Origin of the sequence: Olleya sp. R77988 (assembly GCF_044594215.1) — a bacterium.
GTDB lineage: Bacteria > Bacteroidota > Bacteroidia > Flavobacteriales > Flavobacteriaceae > Olleya.
In genome coordinates this window covers 2,607,772-2,625,694 of the sequence record NZ_CP138988.1, presented here as the reverse complement: position 1 = coordinate 2,625,694, position 17,923 = coordinate 2,607,772, and the positions used below count along the sequence as shown (strand labels likewise).

The window sequence follows — 17,923 nt, the reverse complement described above, 5'->3', positions numbered from 1 at the left end:
ACAAAAATGACATTTATTCAATTACATCGCCATCATTTTCATACTTGCCATCAAGCGAGCTGAAGATGTATTGAATAAAATCAACATATTTTTAAACCCGTTTGAGCTAATCAAATGGGTTTTTTAATTCTACCCATTTTAGATTTTGCTCAAACAAACAAAAAACTAAAATGAGTAAATTAAAAATTGCAGTTCAGAAATCTGGACGTTTAAATGAGGATTCAATGAGACTCCTTAAAAACATTGGTATTTCTATTGACAATGGAAAAGATCAATTAAAAGCATCTGCTAAAAATTTTCCGTTAGAAATTTTTTATTTACGTAATGGAGACATTCCGCAATATCTTAAAGATGGAGTAGTTGACATTGCCATTATTGGCGAAAATGTTTTAATAGAAAAAGGGAATGATATTAAAATAGCCGAAAAACTAGGCTTCTCAACCTGTAAAGTTTCTGTAGCTGTGCCAAAAGGTGCAAACTATAATTCTGTAAAGGATTTAGACGGAAAACGTATTGCAACATCGTATCCAAACACTGTAAACTCTTTTTTAAAGCAAAATAGTATTGATGCTCAACTACATATCATAAATGGATCTGTAGAAATTGCACCAAATATCGGACTTGCAGATGCAATTGTAGACATTGTTTCAAGTGGAAGCACCTTATTTAAAAACGGGTTAAAAGAAGTTGAAGTTATTTTAAAGTCTGAAGCTGTTTTAGCAGTATCTCCTAAAATATCTTCTGAAAATCAGACCTTGTTAGAGAAAATTCAGTTTAGAATTCAATCTGTTTTAAAAGGTCAAAATTCAAAGTATGTATTATTAAATGCACCTAACGATAGACTAGAAGATATTATTTCGGTTTTACCAGGAATGAAAAGTCCAACCGTTTTACCATTAGCAGAAAACGGTTGGAGTAGTGTACACTCTGTAATCGATAAAAATAAATTTTGGGATGTAATAGACGAGCTAAAAGCAAAAGGAGCTCAAGGAATTTTGGTATGTCCAATTGAAAAAATGGTACTGTAAATATAAGTATGTCATTAAGAAGGAAGGAAGGATGACTGATGAATCTCTAAATTATTAGTAAGTTTCTTCGCTGCGCTCTGAATGACAAAAAAATAAAAAGACTATGAAAACAATAATAAATCCAAACCAGTCTACTTGGTCAGACCTTTTAAAACGTCCAACACAAACCGTTGATGATATTGAGATTACTGTAACTCAAATTTTTGAAGATGTACAGCGTAATGGAGATCAAGCTATAGCAAAATACACGCAACTATTTGATGGAGCAGCACTAAAGTCTAACGTTATAACTGCTATTGAGACTAATAAGGCGACTAATGCTGTTCCAGAACGTTTAAAACAAGCTATAAAACAAGCAAAAAGTAATATTGAAGCGTTCCATAAAGCTCAAAAAACAGATAAAGTTGAAGTAGAAACCATTACAGGAGTTACTTGTTGGCAAGAAAAAAGAGCCATTCAAAAAGTAGGAATTTATATTCCTGCTGGTACAGCTCCTTTGTTTTCAACTGTTTTAATGTTAGCTGTTCCTGCCCAAATTGCAGGATGTAAAGAGATTGTTTTATGTTCTCCTCCTAATAAAGAAGGTGAAATTGCTAACGAAATTTTATATGCAGCACAACTTTGTGGTGTCACAAAAATTATTAAAGTTGGAGGTATACAAGCTATAGCTGGTTTAACATTTGGAACAGAAAGTATTCCAAAAGTTTATAAAGTTTTTGGACCAGGTAACCAATTTGTAACCGTTGCTAAGCAATTAGCTACAAAATATGGTGTAGCTATAGATATGCCAGCAGGACCAAGCGAATTGTTAGTTATGGCAGATGATTCTGCAAATCCAGCTTTTGTGGCTTCAGATTTGTTAAGTCAGGCAGAGCATGGTATAGATAGTCAAGTAATATTAGTTTCAGATTCTCAAAACTTAGTAGAAGCTGTTCAAGTTGAAATAAAAAAACAACTTAAAAAGTTGCCAAGAAAACAAATTGCTGAAAAGGCTCTAAAATATTCTAAAGCCTTAATTATGGAAGAGGCACAATTGGCTATAGAGTTAGTTAATGATTATGCTCCAGAACACTTAATTATTGCAACAAAAGACAATGATTTTTTTGTAAATAATATCGAAAATGCTGGATCAGTATTTATTGGTAATTACACACCAGAAAGTGCAGGAGATTATGCTTCAGGAACCAATCACACCTTACCAACAAACGGATTTAGTAAAGCGTATTCTGGAGTAAATTTAGACAGTTTTACAAAAGCTATTACGTTTCAAAAAATCACTAAAGAAGGTATTCAAAATATTGGTAAAACAATAGAGTTAATGGCTGAAGCCGAAGGTTTACAAGCACACAAAAATGCAGTTACTATAAGGCTAAAAGACTTATAGTAACTGTACTGAACTTGTTTCAGTACCTTTAAAAAGGAACTAAGTTCGAACTGACAAATAATAAAAGATGAACACAACATTCAATATAAACAACCTAGTTAGAGCTAACATAAAAGCTTTAAAACCTTATTCATCTGCAAGAGATGAGTTTAAAGGTACAGCAGATGTTTTTTTAGATGCTAATGAAAATCCTTTTGGAACATTAAACCGTTATCCAGATCCACAACAATCAAAAATCAAGCAAAAGTTGTCTGCAATTAAAAGTGTAAAAACTAACCAGATTTTTGTTGGTAATGGTAGTGACGAAGTTATTGATTTAGCCTTTCGTATTTTTTGTGAACCAGGAAAAGACAAGGTGTTAACCTTTACACCAACTTACGGAATGTACGATGTGTCTGCAAACATCAATAATATCGAAGTAATAAAACAACCGTTAATAAACGATTTTCAAATTAGCCTTAATCAATTACAACCGTATTTGGATTTTGAAGACATAAAAATCATTTTTATTTGTTCGCCTAATAATCCAACTGGAAACAGTATTAATCCTGAAGATATTGAATATATTTCAGAGAATTTTAATGGTATTGTTATAGTGGATGAAGCTTATATCGATTTTAGTGCGCAAGCATCATTCATTAAAAACATAAATGATTACAATAATCTAATTGTAAGCCAAACCTTTAGTAAAGCTTGGGGATTAGCAGGAGTTAGAGTAGGAGTTGCTTATGCAAGTGAAGCAATTATTGAACTTTATAATCGCGTAAAACCACCTTATAACGTAAGTACATTAAATCAAGAAGCAGTTTTAAATAGCTTAAATAATCAAATTGAAGTTGCTAAAAATATTGACACAATTCTTTCAGAAAGAAAGAAGTTAAAAGACGCTTTAAGTCAATTAGCTATCGTAAAAAAAATATACCCAACAGATGCTAACTTTTTACTAGTTGAAATCGATAATGCTGATGAAACGTATCAATATTTAATCAATAAAAAAGTAATTATTAGAAATAGAAATACTCAAGTTGAGAATTGTATACGTATTACTGTTGGAACTGCTGTTGAAAACCAAAAACTAATTGAAGCTTTAAAAAATATAAAATGAAAAAAGTACTATTCATAGACAGAGACGGAACCTTAGTTTTAGAGCCACCTGTAGATTATCAACTAGATAGTTTAGAGAAATTAGAGTTCTACCCAAAAGTGTTTCAATACATGGCTAAAATAGCTTCAGAGTTAGATTTTGAGCTAGTTATGGTAACCAATCAAGATGGTTTAGGAACCGATTCTTTTCCAGAAGATACCTTTTGGCCAGCGCAAAACAAAGTAATTTCAGCATTCGAAAAAGAAGGTGTTGTGTTTTCTGAAGTTTGTATAGACAAAACCTTTCCGCATGAAAATGCTGAAACTAGAAAACCAAGAACAGGTTTACTAACAAAGTATTTTGATAAAGCTGAATACGATTTAGAAAACAGTTTTGTTTTAGGTGACCGAATTACAGACATGGAATTAGCTAAAAACCTAGGTGCAAAAGGTATCTTTTTATCTGAAGATCCAGAATTAGGTGCAGATGAAATTGAAAGTTCAAAACAAGAAATTTTAAATTCTATTGCATTAACAAGCACAGATTGGAAAACTATTTACGAGTTTCTAAAATTAAATGATCGTGTCGCTGAAATTACTCGTAATACTAACGAAACCAAGATATATATTAAATTAAACCTTGATGGTTCTGGTAAAAATGATATTGATACAGGTTTGTCATTTTTCGACCACATGTTAGACCAAATTGGTCGTCATGGCGCAATGGATTTAACCATAAAAGTTGATGGCGATTTAGAAGTAGATGAACACCATACTATTGAAGATACTATGATTGCTTTAGGCGAATTGTTTAATAAAGCCTTGGGTAATAAATTAGGGATTGAGCGTTACGGATTTTGTTTACCAATGGACGATTGTTTAGCGCAAGTAGCAGTAGACTTTGGAGGTAGAAACTGGTTAGAATGGGAAGCCGATTTTAAACGCGAAAAAATAGGAGATATGCCAACCGAAATGTTTTTCCACTTGTTTAAATCCTTTACAGATGGTGCAAAATGTAATTTAAATATTAAAGCAGAAGGCACAAACGAACACCACAAAATTGAAGGTATTTTTAAAGCCTTTGCAAAAGCTATGAAAATGGCTGTAAAACGTGATGCAAATAAAATGTTTTTGCCATCAACTAAAGGTATGTTGTAATGGAATTAGTAATAATAGATTATGGAGCAGGTAATATAAAAAGCATTCAATTTGCCTTTAAACGTTTAGGTTACGATGCAATTTTATCTAATAATCCAGATGAGATTAAAGAAGCAGATAAAGTGATTTTTCCAGGTGTTGGTGAAGCTAATTCTGCAATGAAAATGCTTAAAGCTTCAGGATTAGATGCATTAATTCCAACTTTAAAACAGCCTGTTTTGGGCATTTGTTTGGGTATGCAATTGATGTGCAACACCTCTGAAGAAGGTAACACCAAAGGTTTGGGTATTTTTAATGTAGACGTTAAGCGTTTTTCAAATGCTGTAAAAGTGCCACAAATGGGATGGAATACTATTTCAGATTTAAAATCGCCTTTATTTAAGGATGTTAATGAAAAGGCTTTTATGTATTTAGTACATAGTTTTTACGTGGAAGCATGTAACGAGCAAATAGCAACAACTAATTATGAGTTTAATTATGCTTCTGCTTTGCAGAAAGATAATTTTTATGGTGTGCAATTTCACCCAGAGAAAAGTAGTATAGAAGGAGAGCAAATTTTGAAAAATTTTTTAGCACTTTAGTGCGTTATTCTGAACTTGTTTCAGAATCTAATAATAATAAAAGATCCTGAAATAAATTCAGGATTGATTAACAAGTTAATCATGAGAATAATACCAGCAATAGATATTATAGACGGAAAATGTGTTCGTTTAAGTAAAGGCGATTATAATACCAAGAAGATATATAACGAAAGTCCCTTAGAAGTCGCAAAAGAATTTGAAGATGCTGGAATTAAGTATTTGCATGTAGTCGACTTAGATGGAGCAAAAGCAAAACACATAGTAAATCATAAAGTTTTAGAGCAAATAGCTAGTAAAACAAATTTAAGTATCGATTTTGGAGGTGGACTAAAAACTAACGAAGATTTAAAGATTGCTTTTAATTCTGGAGCTTCACAAGTAACAGGAGGAAGTATTGCTGTTAAAAGTCCAGCAGTTTTTCAAGAATGGTTAACTAAGTATGGAAGTGATAAAATTATACTTGGTGCAGATTGTAATAACGAAAACATTGCCATTAGTGGTTGGTTAGAAGAAAGCGATTTAAAAGTCATTCCTTTTATTCAAGACTATCAAAAAAAAGGAGCAAGCTATGTTATTTGTACAGATATTTCTAAAGATGGAATGCTTCAAGGTCCTAGTTTTGAACTGTATAAACGTATTTTAAAAGAAACTAGTAATGTTAAATTAATAGCTTCAGGAGGAATTTCAACGTTTGATGAAATACCAAAATTAGCAGAATTAGGTTGTGAAGGTGTTATTATTGGAAAAGCGATTTATGAAAATAGAATAAGCTTAAAACAATTAGAGAATTATATTTTAAATAAATAAGATGCTTACAAAACGAATAATACCTTGTTTAGATATTAAAAATGGACGCACTGTAAAAGGTGTAAACTTTGTCAATTTAAGAGATGCAGGAGATCCTGTAGAGCTTGCAAAACAGTATGCTATAAAAGGAGCAGATGAGCTGGTTTTTCTTGATATATCAGCTACTTTAGAAGGTAGAAAAACTATGCATGATATGGTTTTAAAGGTTGCAGAACATGTAAATATTCCATTTACAGTTGGAGGTGGAATTTCTAGTATAGAGGATGTGGACGATTTATTAAAATGTGGAGCAGATAAAGTGTCTATAAATTCATCTGCAGTAAAACGACCAGAATTGATTAATGAATTGGCTAATAAATTTGGAAGCCAATGTGTTGTAGTTGCTATAGATGCAAAGCAAATTGATGGAGAATGGATAGTGCATTTAGCAGGAGGAAGTATTCCAACCAAATTAAATTTATTCGATTGGGCAAAAGAGGTTGAAAGTAGAGGAGCAGGCGAAATATTGTTCACATCTATGAATAATGACGGAACCAAAGCAGGTTTTGCAAACGAGGCTTTAGCTAAGCTATCTGAAACATTAAATATTCCAATTATAGCTTCAGGTGGAGCTGGAACTGTTCAGCATTTTGTTGATACCTTTAAAGATGGAAAAGCAGATGCAGCATTGGCTGCAAGCGTGTTTCATTTTGGCGAAATTGCAATTAAAGATTTAAAAGAAGAATTAAAAAATAATAATATAGCAGTAAGATTATAAATATTTTGTCACTTCGAGTGATTTTGAGGTACGATAAATTGTATCGAGAAGCTTATATAAGTGGTTCTCGATACAAAATTGCTAAAAAGTAATTTCACTTGAACTGACAAAGTAAATAGAGATAGAATAATAGCTATCTAGAAATATTAAGAACAAAACTATGAACATAGATTTTAACAAAAACAACGACGGTTTAGTACCAGCAGTAATTCAAGACGCTTTCACAAAAAATGTACTGATGTTAGGTTATATGAACGAAGAAGCTTTAAAAGTGACCCAAAACACAAAAAAAGTCACGTTTTACAGCAGAACTAAAAAGCGTTTATGGACAAAAGGAGAAGAAAGCGGAAACTTTTTAAGTTTGGTAAATATTAAAAATGATTGTGATAATGATACTTTGTTAATTACGGTAAATCCAGTTGGACCAACATGTCATAAAGGAACAGATACCTGTTGGGCAGAACCTAATACAGAAAATTTTGGCTTTATTTCTAAATTAGAAAACACTATCGAATCTCGAATTAAGGCAGGAGATTCAGAAAAATCTTATGTAGCTTCGTTATTTGCTTCTGGTATTAATAAAGTGGCTCAAAAAGTAGGAGAAGAAGCTGTAGAGGTTGTTATTGAAGCTATGGATAATAAAGATGATTTGTTTTTAAGCGAAAGTGCAGATTTATTATTTCATTACTTAATGTTGTTACAAGCAAAAGGCTTTAAACTTAATGATGTTGTAGCTGTTTTAAAAAGTAGAGAAAAATAAAAAAGCTATCACAAAAATGCAATAGCTTTTTTAAAATGTGTTTTTAAACTTTACTAGTTTAACCAACCTTTTAGTTTAGAAAACCTAGCAAAAACTAGAAAAATAATAGCACCAATTATTATCATTAATGTCATTGGTAAACTAATAATATGATCTTGAATAAAATAGTAGCTCATTTGAATAGCAACTGCTAAAAGAGATACTAAAAGTAAGGTGTATCCTAGTTTTTTTCTTAATAATAAAAAAACAAAACCTAAAACTCCAGCAAAAACAGCTATAGCAAATGCTGCTTTAACATAAGATGGGCTGTTTGCTTCAAATAATAAATGTTCTGCAGTGTACATGTCTTGATAAGACTGCGTGTTATAGGCTTGTTGTAAATAAGCATTTACTCCCATTCCGTTCCAGATTAGTCCAATTATAGAGACTATCCAAAACCAAATTGGTGGTTTTTGAGTGGTTGAATTTGTCATGATTTTTAAATTTTAGTTAGTTAATTTAGTTTTCAAGTTATAAAATTTTTGTGAGACGCTTGTTAAAGCTGTATTTTCGATGTTGATTTATACATATGGATAAAAAGTATTATTACGTTATAACAATTCAATATTTAGGCTATAGGTTTCATGGTTGGCAAAAACAACCAAACTTAAAGACCTTACATTTAATGATTGATAGGACTTTAAATTTTATTTTAGAAAAAAAATATTTTAAATCTTTAGCTTCTGGTCGTACAGATGCAATGGTAAGTGCAGAAAATGCTGCTTTCGAGCTGTTTTTAAAAGACCCTATTGAAGACTTAGATGCTTTTTTAGACCTATTCAATACTAATTTACCACAAGATATAAGAGCCTTATCTATTAGAGAAGTTGATGCAAAATTTAATATTATACAGCATTCTAAAATTAAAGAATACTTGTATTTATTTGCTTTTGGAGATAAATTTCATCCGTTTTGTGCACCAATATTAACAACTATTTTGGACGATTTAGATATTGATTTGATGACACAAGGTGCAAAATTATTTGAAGGCGAACATTATTTAAGAGCCTATTGCTATAAACCTACAGACAATGGTGTTTATAATCGAACTATTTTAACTTGCGAATTGGTAGAAAACACTATTTATACAGCTAACTTTTTTCCAAAAAAAAGTTATATACTTCGGGTAAGAGGAAAAGGGTTTATGCGAAATCAAATACGTATAATGATGGGAACGCTAATTGAATTAGGTCAAGGCAAACGTACATTAAAAGATATTGAGGATAGTCTTAAGGAAGGTTATAAATACAACATGCAATATATTGCTCCAGCTTCTGGTCTAATATTAAAGAATATCCAGTTTGAATAGCAATTAAATAATTTGTAATTTTAAAACAAAGACAAAACCATGAACGAAACTATACCAAGAGAAACCTTCACTTTTTTAAAAGACTTAGAAAAAAACAATAATCGTGATTGGTTTAATGATAATAAAGGCTTTTTTAAAGAGATAGAGAAGGAGGTTAAACAAGTGTATAATCAGTTATTTGAAATGATTAATACTCATGACGAAGTCGATAAAGTTAAATTGTTTAGAATTTATAGAGACGTTCGTTTTTCTAAAAACAAACTACCATATAAAACGCATTTTGGAGGTTCTTTTCATCGTACAAAACCAAGATTGAGAGGTGGTTATTATTTACATATTCAGCCTAATAATGAAAGCTTTATTGCAACTGGTTTTTGGGAACCTAACAAAGAAGATTTAATGCGTATTAGAAAAGAGTTTGAACAAGACGATGATGAGATTAGAGAAATAATAAACAATAAACAATTTAAATCAGTTTGGGGTGAATTGATAGGAGATGAAGTAAAAACAGCACCTAGAGGATTTGATAAAACACATAAAGCGATAGATTTAATAAAGAAAAAGCAATTCATTTTCACCAAAAAATTTACAGATAAAGAAGTGTTATTACCAAATTTTTTAAATGATGTAGATAAAGCATTTAAAAGTATAAAACCATATTTTAACTATATGAGTGATGTGTTAACTACAGACTTAAATGGAGTCTCATTGATTTAAACAGCTTCTAAAACAGGTTTTTCTTCAAATAACTGAATGTTACTTTGTAAACGTTGGATAACAATATTCATCATGCGTTTATTTAATGATGAAGAGTTTTGTATATAAAGTTCATATTCTTCAGTAGTAAATTGTCCTATTATCATTCCCTTTAGGCTATTTCTAAACTTAATGTCTTTGTGGACTGCATTATCTATATAATTCAAACGTTTATCAATTGTTAATTGATAAAACACGTTTTTATGCTTAGTGATATAATTTTTAAAGACACTAATTAATAAATCATTTTGTAATTTAATAATAGGTCTAAGCGTAATGTTTTGAAAACGCTCGTCTTTACTCATGTTTTCAGAAATTATAATAGTTGAAATAGTTGGTCTAATTGCTAACAATTGTAAGTCTCTTGTAGTCATGATTTTTATGTTTTATTAAAAATAAAGATAAAATCAGACCACAAGAGACCATTTAAAATTACTTTTTAACCGCTTTGTTAACAATCTATTAGTATTGTCAATCTAAACAAAACAATTAAAATTATCTATTAATGTAGACCCAACCAACAATAGGTTTTCCTTCTGGGACTTCTATACTATAAAAATAGGTACCTGTAGGTAAAGGATCATTGTTGTTAGAAATTCCATTCCATTCATTTCTATAATTAGGTTTAGTGTATACTTCTCTACCATATCTATTGTAAATAGTAATGTGTGTTGCTTTAAGCCAAGAGACTTCAAAATACTCATTGTATTCATCTCCATTTGGAGAAATACCTTGAGGAATTATACAGTTTTCTGGAGTTAAATACATAACACTTTCTGTATTGCTGCAAATCTCATTTGTAGTATATTCTACAGTATAATAAGTGTCTGGTTGCGTATTGTTTACATCACCAGTTATTGGATCTATTGTTGCTCCATCAGTAGGAATTGGGTTGAAAGAAAACGTTCCAACTGTACTACCTGTAACAATCATTTTTGCAGAAAAGCAAAATAAATTTTCTGTGTCAACATAAAAACCAGCATCATCTAAAGGAAGTAATGTAACAGTTTCTATAGATGATTCTTGACAAGGTTCAGTTGGAGTAGTATAATTTATACTATAAGTTTCTCCAGGTGTTCCGTTTGTTATTTCACCAGTATTTGAATCTACTATAGCAGAATCACTTGGTAATACTTCAAAATCAAAAGTACCATTTAAAGTTCCTGTAATTGTTGCAGTAGCACCTTCACAAGCGACTTCGTATTCAAAAGTTGGGATAGTAATAATATTTAAAACATCTACATTAAATGTACTGTCACAGGTTCCTAAACTAACAGTAACACTATAATTTCCTGTAGTATTTACGTCTGTAAGTGTATTTGATGTTTGATTAGTTATTGGATTAGAGTCTAAAAACCATTGGTAAGTTTGTGATCCGTCAAAATCTCCTCCTGTTAAACTTAAGGTTGTTGTATCATCATTACACAAAGTGATAGTTCCATTGTCTATCATTTCTGTGGATTCTAAATTTAAATTCACAAAAGGATCTAAAACCTCTACATCAAATTGACAACTTATTGTTGTACCAACACTATTGGATGCAGTATACTCAACAGTTGTTATTCCAATAGGAAATTGTCCATCAGGAGCAAACCCTTGAACAAGTGTAACAGTAGTGTTACTTGAGTCACAAACATCTGTAATTGTTGGCATAGTATAATTTGGTACTCCAAAACAATTGTTTGTACTAGTATTAATTATAATATCAGTTGGACAAAAGTCAAAACTAATATCATCACATAATGTTGCAAGAGTCACAGGACCGACCCAACTACTTACATTTGAAGTTGAACATATTGCTCTAACATAAAAATCATAAGTTGTATTACTGTTTAGTCCAGTATATGTGTAAGGATTAGTAGTTACTACAGTTCCAGAACTTGTTGGAGTTGTTCCAGTTGGTACAGCTTCGATTTCCCATGAGGTTGCAGATCCAGCTTCTGTCCAGTTTAAATCTATTGTTGTTAAAGTTGGATTACTAGCTACAAAATTTGTTGGTTCTGGACAATTTAAAATACTTTCAATTGTAATATCATCTATTGCCATATCAGAAGTAAAATCAGTACCTCTTATTCCTCTAAATCTAACTTGAAAATTTGAAACCGTTTCATAACTACTAATATCAATAAAATGTTGAATCCAAGCATCACCATTTGATGTATGTTGTTGTCCAATTAAAACAAAAACATCATCAACCCAGTTTGTACCATCGTATAAATCGACGTGTAATTCTCCCATAGCAGCACCAAACATGTGGTAATTAAAATGTAAGAATGTATTTGTAGAAGTTGTTAAATCAAATATTGGCGAAAGTAAAATAGCAACATCTCCAGTTGTAGCAGGAGAGGAGGCTTCTGTATAAAAGTAATTTACACCATTGGCTGCTCCACTTGGACCAGTTCCTGTTGATCCAGTTCCTCCAGAATTAGCTCTCCATTCAAAATCACTTGATACAGCAGACCAACATTCTTCAATTGCAGCAGCACTTCCTGTTATTTGTGTTTCAACTGGTTCTACATAAGGTACACTAAATGTATCACAAGGTGTTTCATAGGTTATAGGTCCAACCCAAGAACTTTCATCTCCTTGACCACAAATTGCACGAACATAAAAATCATATTGTGTGTTTGCCATTAGGTTAGTTACTGTATAAGGATTAGTTGTTACTAAAGTACCTGTTCCTGTTGGAGTGTTACCTGTTGGCACAACTTCAATTTCCCATTGAGTTGCAGATCCTGCTTCTGTCCAACTTAAATCTACTGTTGTTCCTGTAGCATTAGAGATTGCAAAATTAAATGGACTTGGGCATGTTATACTTTCAATTGTAATATCATCTATTGCCATATCAGAAGTAAAATCAGTACCTCTTATTCCTCTATATCTAACTTGAAAATTTGAAACTGTTTCATAACTACTAATATCAATAAACTGTTGTATCCAAGCACTACCATTGGATGTGTGTTGTTGTCCAATTAAAACAAAAACATCATCAACCCAGTTTGTACCATCATATAAATCGACGTGTAATTCTCCCATAGCTACACCAAACATATGGTAATTAAAATGTAAAAATGTATTAGTGGATGTTGTTAAGTCAAATATTGGCGAAAGTAAAATAGCAACATCTCCAGTTGAAGCAGGAGAAGATGCTTCTGTATAAAAATAGTTTACACCATTAGCTGCTCCGTTTGGACCAGTTCCAGTAGATCCAGTTCCTCCAGAGTTAGCTCTCCATTCATAGTTGCCTGAAACTGCAGACCAACATTCGTCAATATTAGCAGCATTTCCTATTATTTGTGTTTCAACAGGTTCTACATAAGGTACACCAAATGTGTCACAAGGTGTAGAAAAATTTATAGGTCCAGCAAGCTCACTACAACCAGTAGTTGAAATAGCCTGAATGTATACTTGATAATCTGTGTTTACTAATAATCCAGTAGCAATAAAAGGGATTGTAGAGGTTGCTGTCCCAGAACCTGTTGGCGTATTACCATTTAAAACTATCTCTACCATCCAAGACGTTTCAGTACTTCCTGGTGTCCAATCTATTTGGGCAGATGTTGTTGTTATATTTGTAACTGTAATATTTTGAGGTTCTGGAAAAGAAGGTATAACTGTAACTATGGCATTACATGTAGAAGTATTTCCATAAACATCTGTAACAGTTAATATTACAGGGTTGTCTCCAACATTTGTACAGTCAAAAGTGGTTTGAGATAATGTTAGATTTTGTATCCCACAATTATCAGAACTACCATTGTCAATATCATTTGCAGTTACTGTTGCATTTCCGGTTGCATCTAAGTTTACAGTAAAATCTTGACAAATAGCAATTGGGTCAATTTCATCCATTACATCTACGGTTGCATTTGCAGAAGCATTACAGTTTGGAGAGGTTACAGTTAAAACCACAGGAAAAGTACCCTCAGCAGTATAAGAATGACATGGAGTAGCTAATGTAGATGTATTACCATCTCCAAAATCCCATAAAAAATTAGCATTTGTATTTGCAGAAACTAATACATTATCAAGTCCCCAATTATCAAATTGAGTTCCACTATTATCTTCTTGATACCATCTAAATAATGTGTTGGCAGTTTGTGCTGCAACAGGAATGTTTTCTGTGTATTGCGTCCAAAAATACAAATCATCTGTTAAGACATTTGTAGGAATCCAATAATTAATATCCACCCAATTGGCACCATTGTTTACAGAATATTGTAAACGGACACCTTCTTCAGGTAAATCTGCAGTCTCACAACCTGGATCTGGATCATCTGATCCATACCTCATATAAAACTGTACAATTCCTCCTAAAGACACATCAAGAGTATTAGTAGTCACTTGTCTGTCACCATTAGTATCTGTTTGAGTAGCCCAAAAATATGGAGAATTGTCTACCATATTTGTTATACAAGGTGTTCCTACAGCATATGGAGAAGAATTCCATCCAGCAGGTAAAACACCAGAGTTAAAGTCGAAAAACGTACCGAATTGACTACCTAAAGGGTAAAAACAATATTCTAAACAATTGTCAGAACTTGCAATTGCATCAAAGGTAAATATACAAGATATTGTAGTAAATGCAACTGGTCCAACCCAGTTACTATAACCATTAGCAGCACAGTTTGATCTAATATAAACATCATAATTTTCGCCAGAAACTAAACTACTTACTGTATACGGATTTCCGGTAATTGGAATTCCAGTTCCAGTAGGTGTAGCACCAGAAAGGACAATTTCATATTCCCAAGAGGTAGCAGTACCATTTTCTGTCCAACCAAAAGTTGCTGTTGTTTCACTAGTACCAATAACATTTAATCCTGAAGGATCTGTACATTGTGCTTGAATTGTATTAAACACATTTAATACAAATAAAAGAATTATAAATTTTTTCATAAAAAGAAGTATTAAAGTGTTTTAGTTTTTAAATTTTTAAAATTGACAGACTCTAGATGTACATCTATTTTTGATTTTAAAAACTTATTAAACACAAAAAAACTTTTTTGGTTAGAAAAGTAATAATCAGGTATAAAATTCTGGTTTGGCTCTAAAACTAAAGCCCTATATAATTCATCACTCCCAGAATTGGCTTTACTGGTATGACTATATTTAAACTCAAAATCCCAATTTATAAATAATTGCTTATCTGTTTTATTTTTGAATTTATATTGGATATACTCTTTGTAAACACCATTTACATCATCATTAAACTCTACAGTTCTCTGACTAATAATAACATGTTCTAAATTTTGAGTGATTTTCCAATTGTCTTCATTTGATAAATCTTCTTGGGAGTAGCAAAAAAAAGTACTGCAAAACAGTACAATGGTTAAAAGGGTTTTCATAAATTGATTAATAAAATTAGAATACTAAAATATGCAAATAATTTCGCACATAGAAAAATTTTAGATTAAAAGCATATTATTACTTTTACATAAAAAAAAACATGAGATTTCATACTAGAAAATGGGTCAAGCCAGAAGATTTAAACCCAAACGGAACTTTATTTGGAGGCAAGCTATTAGCTTGGATTGATGAAGAAGCAGCTTTATATACTATAGTACAATTAGAAAACAACAGAATTGTAACTAAATATATGAGCGAAATTAATTTTATGAGTAAAGCTGTAGAAGGAGATGTTATTGAAATTGGTATGGAAGTTAAAAAATTTGGACGTTCATCTATAACTTTAAACTGTGAAGTTAGAAATATGCGTAATCGCGAAACTATAATTACTGTAGACAATATTATAATGGTAAATTTAGGAGATGATGGTAAACCTAAACCACACGGAAAAACTAAAATAGAGTATGTAAAAGATAGATTAACTAACTAATTAACTATTCTGCTAGCAGCTCTTTAATACGTTGCTCTAATTTTTGTCCGTAAATTTTACCACTAGCTATACGTCCTTTTTTATCAATTAGTATTTTAAACGGAATACTTTCTACACCATATCTAAAGGCTATAGACTTATTTTTATCTAAAATATGATAATCCCAAGTTAGGTTATCTGCAATAATTGCTGACATCCATTCTGGTTGACCTTTGTCTTCGCTTACGCTCATTATTTCAAAACCAGAAGCGTTGTATTTTTTGTATAATGCAACAAGGTTTGGGTTGGTAGCACGACAAGGTTCACACCAACTTGCCCAAAAATCTAATAAAATCACTTTTCCTTTTGGAATAGAGTTTAAAGACATTGTTTCTCCATATTGGTTTTTACCACTTAAACTATAGGCTTTTGGCCTGTATTCTTCTTTTTTTACTGTTATTTTCTCAATATTATCAGCTTCAATAGGTAGCTTGGTTTCTGCAATAGCTTCTTTTGTTTTAATAGCAGAATCTAAAAGTTTTACAAAGGTTTCAGTCTTTATATTATCTGATAAACCATTATATAAAGTCCTTAATTGACTATTTGAATAATTATTAATTTGATTGTTTAATACTATTGCTGAATAATATGAATTTGGATTATTCTTAATAAAATCCAAAGTATAGTTACCTTGTTCAGTAAATAATTTAGAACGTTGTTCTTTAAGTGTTTGTATGTTTTTTGATGAAAAATCGCCTTTTAAATCATAATATAATGAGACTCCTTTTGTTCTAAAATCTCTTAGTTTTTGATTGTAAACATTATGTTCTTTTTGAATAGAAGTAGAGGAGTAGGTTGAAGAGTTTTCTATACTTTCAGCTAAAAAAACATCTATAACAGAAGGGTCAATTAAAAGATTAAATTTTTTAGTACTTAAATTACTAGACAAACAGTAAACTTCTGGTGCTTTAGTTTTACCTTTTAAACTAAAGGTTTTGTTTTTAACCTTAGCAGAATCTATGATTTTTGGAATATTGTTTTCGTATTTATGCAAATAAACTGTAGTCAAAGCATCGCTAAAACTAGTACCATTTATTAAAAACTCTGTATCAAGTAAAGTTGTTTTATTTAAAGAATTGTCAATAACTTGGTTAGTTGTTGCGTTTTCTTTATTGGTATTAAATTGATCGCAACTAAAAATTAATAGACATACTAAAAGCAGTGACAATCGAGTAAAAGTGTTCATATAGAAATAATTAATACTTCAATATTACAGTTTTTTACTATACAATTTAAGGGTTCAAATATTTTTTATCAACATAGAAAGTGCCAAAAGGTAAAATGGAAGCCAACAAAATAATTCCAAATGTTTTATTATCCCATTTTTGCTCAGGTTTTAACAGAAATGCCAAAGCAATATAAGCGACAAATAATAATCCATGTGGCATACCAAGTAGTCTAACATATTCATCAGTACCTTCAGGAAGCCTTTTATATACAGCTGCAGCCATTAATAGCAAGTATGAAATACCTTCAAGTAAAGCAACAATTTTAAAAATTTTAAGCATAATTATAATCTTTATAGCAAAGATAATTAGTTTTAAGACAATACTTGATTAATGTTTAAACTGAATATTTTAATGTATCAATTTTATTGTTGTTTATTCTGGCATTCTATTTGTAATACTATTTTTAAGTAAAGTATATGTTATTATAACAAATTAATAGCGTAAGTCATTGTAAGCTTCGTCTAACAACTTTTAAACAAAAGTATTCTCTTAAATAAAAAGTTAGTATCTTTGTCATAATTAAGTTAGTAGACCTTTCGTTTAATTACTTCAAAGCTTATCACAAATGTTTTTAGCATTTTTATAATCTTACACTACTTTACTTAAATGTATTAATTAAAACCCTATTTAAAAAGCTAATGGCTAAATCACAACAGACATTTAATAAAAGTGAAAAAGAAAAAAAACGTTTAAAGAAAAGAGAAGATAAACGTAAAAAAATGGAGGCTAGAAAAGCCGAGAAAGAAGCAAATGGAGGTTCTGCTGGAATCCAGTTTGCGTATGTAGATTTTAACGGAAACTTGGTAGATGCTCCGCCAGATCCAGAATTGAAAGAACAAATTGAAGCAGAAGAAATAGTTTTAGGTGTTCCTAAAAAAGTTGAAGGAGAAGAAGAAGATCCAGTAAGAAATGGTAAAGTATCCTTTTTTGATACTTCTAAAGGTTTTGGGTTTATTATTGATTTAGAAAACAATGAAAAATATTTCTGTCATGTAAGCGGTCTAGTAGACCAGATTGCAGAGAATGATAAAGTGTCTTTTGAGCTAGAAAGAGGTATGAAAGGTATGAACGCTGTAAAAGTTAAGAAAATTTAATTCTTTTTACTTATAAAATTTCAAACCCATCAAATATTATATTTGATGGGTTTTTTGTTT

18 protein-coding genes are annotated in these 17,923 nt (G+C 31.0%); 12 read left to right on the top strand and 6 right to left on the bottom strand.

From position 1 onward, the window contains the following. Positions 1-170: 170 nt before the first annotated feature. The 8 genes from hisG (at position 171) to hisIE (ending at position 7,558) form a co-directional block, all read left to right on the top strand. The gene (gene hisG, locus SJY17_RS11890) at positions 171-1,028 is read left to right on the top strand and encodes an ATP phosphoribosyltransferase (protein WP_397362777.1); all 858 of its coding nucleotides are present in this window, start codon (positions 171-173) and stop codon (positions 1,026-1,028) included. 103 nt (positions 1,029-1,131) lie between these two features. Then, entirely contained in the window at positions 1,132-2,412 is a 1,281-nt protein-coding gene (hisD, locus tag SJY17_RS11885; RefSeq protein ID WP_397362776.1) for a histidinol dehydrogenase, read from the top strand. Between the two features lie 67 nt (positions 2,413-2,479). Next, the gene (hisC, locus tag SJY17_RS11880) at positions 2,480-3,517 is read left to right on the top strand and encodes a histidinol-phosphate transaminase (protein WP_397362775.1); all 1,038 of its coding nucleotides are present in this window, start codon (positions 2,480-2,482) and stop codon (positions 3,515-3,517) included. Further along, positions 3,514-4,653, top strand: coding sequence for a bifunctional histidinol-phosphatase/imidazoleglycerol-phosphate dehydratase HisB (gene hisB, locus SJY17_RS11875; RefSeq protein ID WP_397362774.1), 1,140 nt, complete (start codon positions 3,514-3,516; stop codon positions 4,651-4,653). The genes hisC and hisB overlap by 4 nt, the downstream gene beginning before the upstream one ends. Further along, positions 4,653-5,234 (top strand): imidazole glycerol phosphate synthase subunit HisH, encoded by a 582-nt coding sequence (hisH, locus tag SJY17_RS11870; protein WP_397362773.1) that lies wholly within the window; start codon positions 4,653-4,655, stop codon positions 5,232-5,234. The genes hisB and hisH overlap by 1 nt, the downstream gene beginning before the upstream one ends. Positions 5,235-5,315: 81 nt before the next feature. Then, positions 5,316-6,041 carry a 1-(5-phosphoribosyl)-5-[(5-phosphoribosylamino)methylideneamino]imidazole-4-carboxamide isomerase gene (gene hisA / locus SJY17_RS11865; protein ID WP_397362772.1) on the top strand — a complete coding sequence of 242 codons (726 nt, stop codon included), beginning with the start codon at positions 5,316-5,318 and terminating at the stop codon, positions 6,039-6,041. Position 6,042: 1 nt separating this feature from the next. After that, positions 6,043-6,798: an imidazole glycerol phosphate synthase subunit HisF gene (hisF, locus tag SJY17_RS11860; protein ID WP_397362771.1), complete on the top strand. Its 756-nt coding sequence runs from the start codon at positions 6,043-6,045 to the stop codon at positions 6,796-6,798. 160 nt (positions 6,799-6,958) lie between these two features. Further along, positions 6,959-7,558 carry a bifunctional phosphoribosyl-AMP cyclohydrolase/phosphoribosyl-ATP diphosphatase HisIE gene (hisIE, locus tag SJY17_RS11855; protein WP_397362770.1) on the top strand — a complete coding sequence of 200 codons (600 nt, stop codon included), beginning with the start codon at positions 6,959-6,961 and terminating at the stop codon, positions 7,556-7,558. Between the two features lie 53 nt (positions 7,559-7,611). Here hisIE and SJY17_RS11850 read toward each other — a convergent pair whose 3' ends face one another. After that, the gene (locus SJY17_RS11850) at positions 7,612-8,031 is read right to left on the bottom strand and encodes a hypothetical protein (RefSeq protein ID WP_397362769.1); all 420 of its coding nucleotides are present in this window, start codon (positions 8,029-8,031) and stop codon (positions 7,612-7,614) included. Positions 8,032-8,126: 95 nt separating this feature from the next. On the opposite strand from SJY17_RS11850, the gene SJY17_RS11845 reads away from it, so the two are divergent. Together SJY17_RS11845 and SJY17_RS11840 are read left to right on the top strand one after the other, a co-directional pair. Then, positions 8,127-8,906 (top strand): tRNA pseudouridine synthase A, encoded by a 780-nt coding sequence (locus tag SJY17_RS11845; RefSeq protein ID WP_397362768.1) that lies wholly within the window; start codon positions 8,127-8,129, stop codon positions 8,904-8,906. 39 nt (positions 8,907-8,945) lie between these two features. Next, complete coding sequence (locus tag SJY17_RS11840; protein WP_397362767.1) at positions 8,946-9,623, top strand: DUF2461 domain-containing protein; 678 nt, start codon at positions 8,946-8,948, stop codon at positions 9,621-9,623. Here SJY17_RS11840 and SJY17_RS11835 read toward each other — a convergent pair. From SJY17_RS11835 to SJY17_RS11825, 3 genes are all read right to left on the bottom strand, one after another. Next, positions 9,620-10,036 carry a glyoxalase gene (locus SJY17_RS11835; RefSeq protein ID WP_397362766.1) on the bottom strand — a complete coding sequence of 139 codons (417 nt, stop codon included), beginning with the start codon at positions 10,034-10,036 and terminating at the stop codon, positions 9,620-9,622. The two genes, SJY17_RS11840 and SJY17_RS11835, sit on opposite strands and share 4 nt — an antisense overlap. A gap of 121 nt (positions 10,037-10,157) precedes the next feature. Further along, positions 10,158-14,561 (bottom strand): fibronectin type III domain-containing protein, encoded by a 4,404-nt coding sequence (locus tag SJY17_RS11830; protein WP_397362765.1) that lies wholly within the window; start codon positions 14,559-14,561, stop codon positions 10,158-10,160. An 11-nt stretch (positions 14,562-14,572) separates the two neighbouring features. Further along, entirely contained in the window at positions 14,573-15,010 is a 438-nt protein-coding gene (locus tag SJY17_RS11825) for a hypothetical protein (RefSeq protein ID WP_397362764.1), read from the bottom strand. Positions 15,011-15,111: 101 nt separating this feature from the next. Here SJY17_RS11825 and SJY17_RS11820 point away from each other — a divergent pair, with 101 nt between their 5' ends. Beyond that, positions 15,112-15,501: an acyl-CoA thioesterase gene (locus SJY17_RS11820; protein WP_397362763.1), complete on the top strand. Its 390-nt coding sequence runs from the start codon at positions 15,112-15,114 to the stop codon at positions 15,499-15,501. Positions 15,502-15,505: 4 nt separating this feature from the next. Here the strand turns inward: SJY17_RS11820 and SJY17_RS11815 are convergent, their stop codons facing one another. Both SJY17_RS11815 and SJY17_RS11810 read right to left on the bottom strand, forming a co-directional pair. Continuing rightward, positions 15,506-16,726 carry a thioredoxin-like domain-containing protein gene (locus SJY17_RS11815; protein ID WP_397362762.1) on the bottom strand — a complete coding sequence of 407 codons (1,221 nt, stop codon included), beginning with the start codon at positions 16,724-16,726 and terminating at the stop codon, positions 15,506-15,508. Positions 16,727-16,772: 46 nt separating this feature from the next. Next, a complete protein-coding gene (locus SJY17_RS11810; RefSeq protein WP_397362761.1) occupies positions 16,773-17,048 on the bottom strand; it encodes a DUF3817 domain-containing protein in 276 nt (91 codons plus the stop codon). Between the two features lie 359 nt (positions 17,049-17,407). Here SJY17_RS11810 and SJY17_RS11805 point away from each other — a divergent pair, with 359 nt between their 5' ends. Next, complete coding sequence (locus tag SJY17_RS11805; RefSeq protein WP_397362760.1) at positions 17,408-17,863, top strand: cold-shock protein; 456 nt, start codon at positions 17,408-17,410, stop codon at positions 17,861-17,863. The last annotated feature ends 60 nt before the right edge of the window (positions 17,864-17,923 follow it).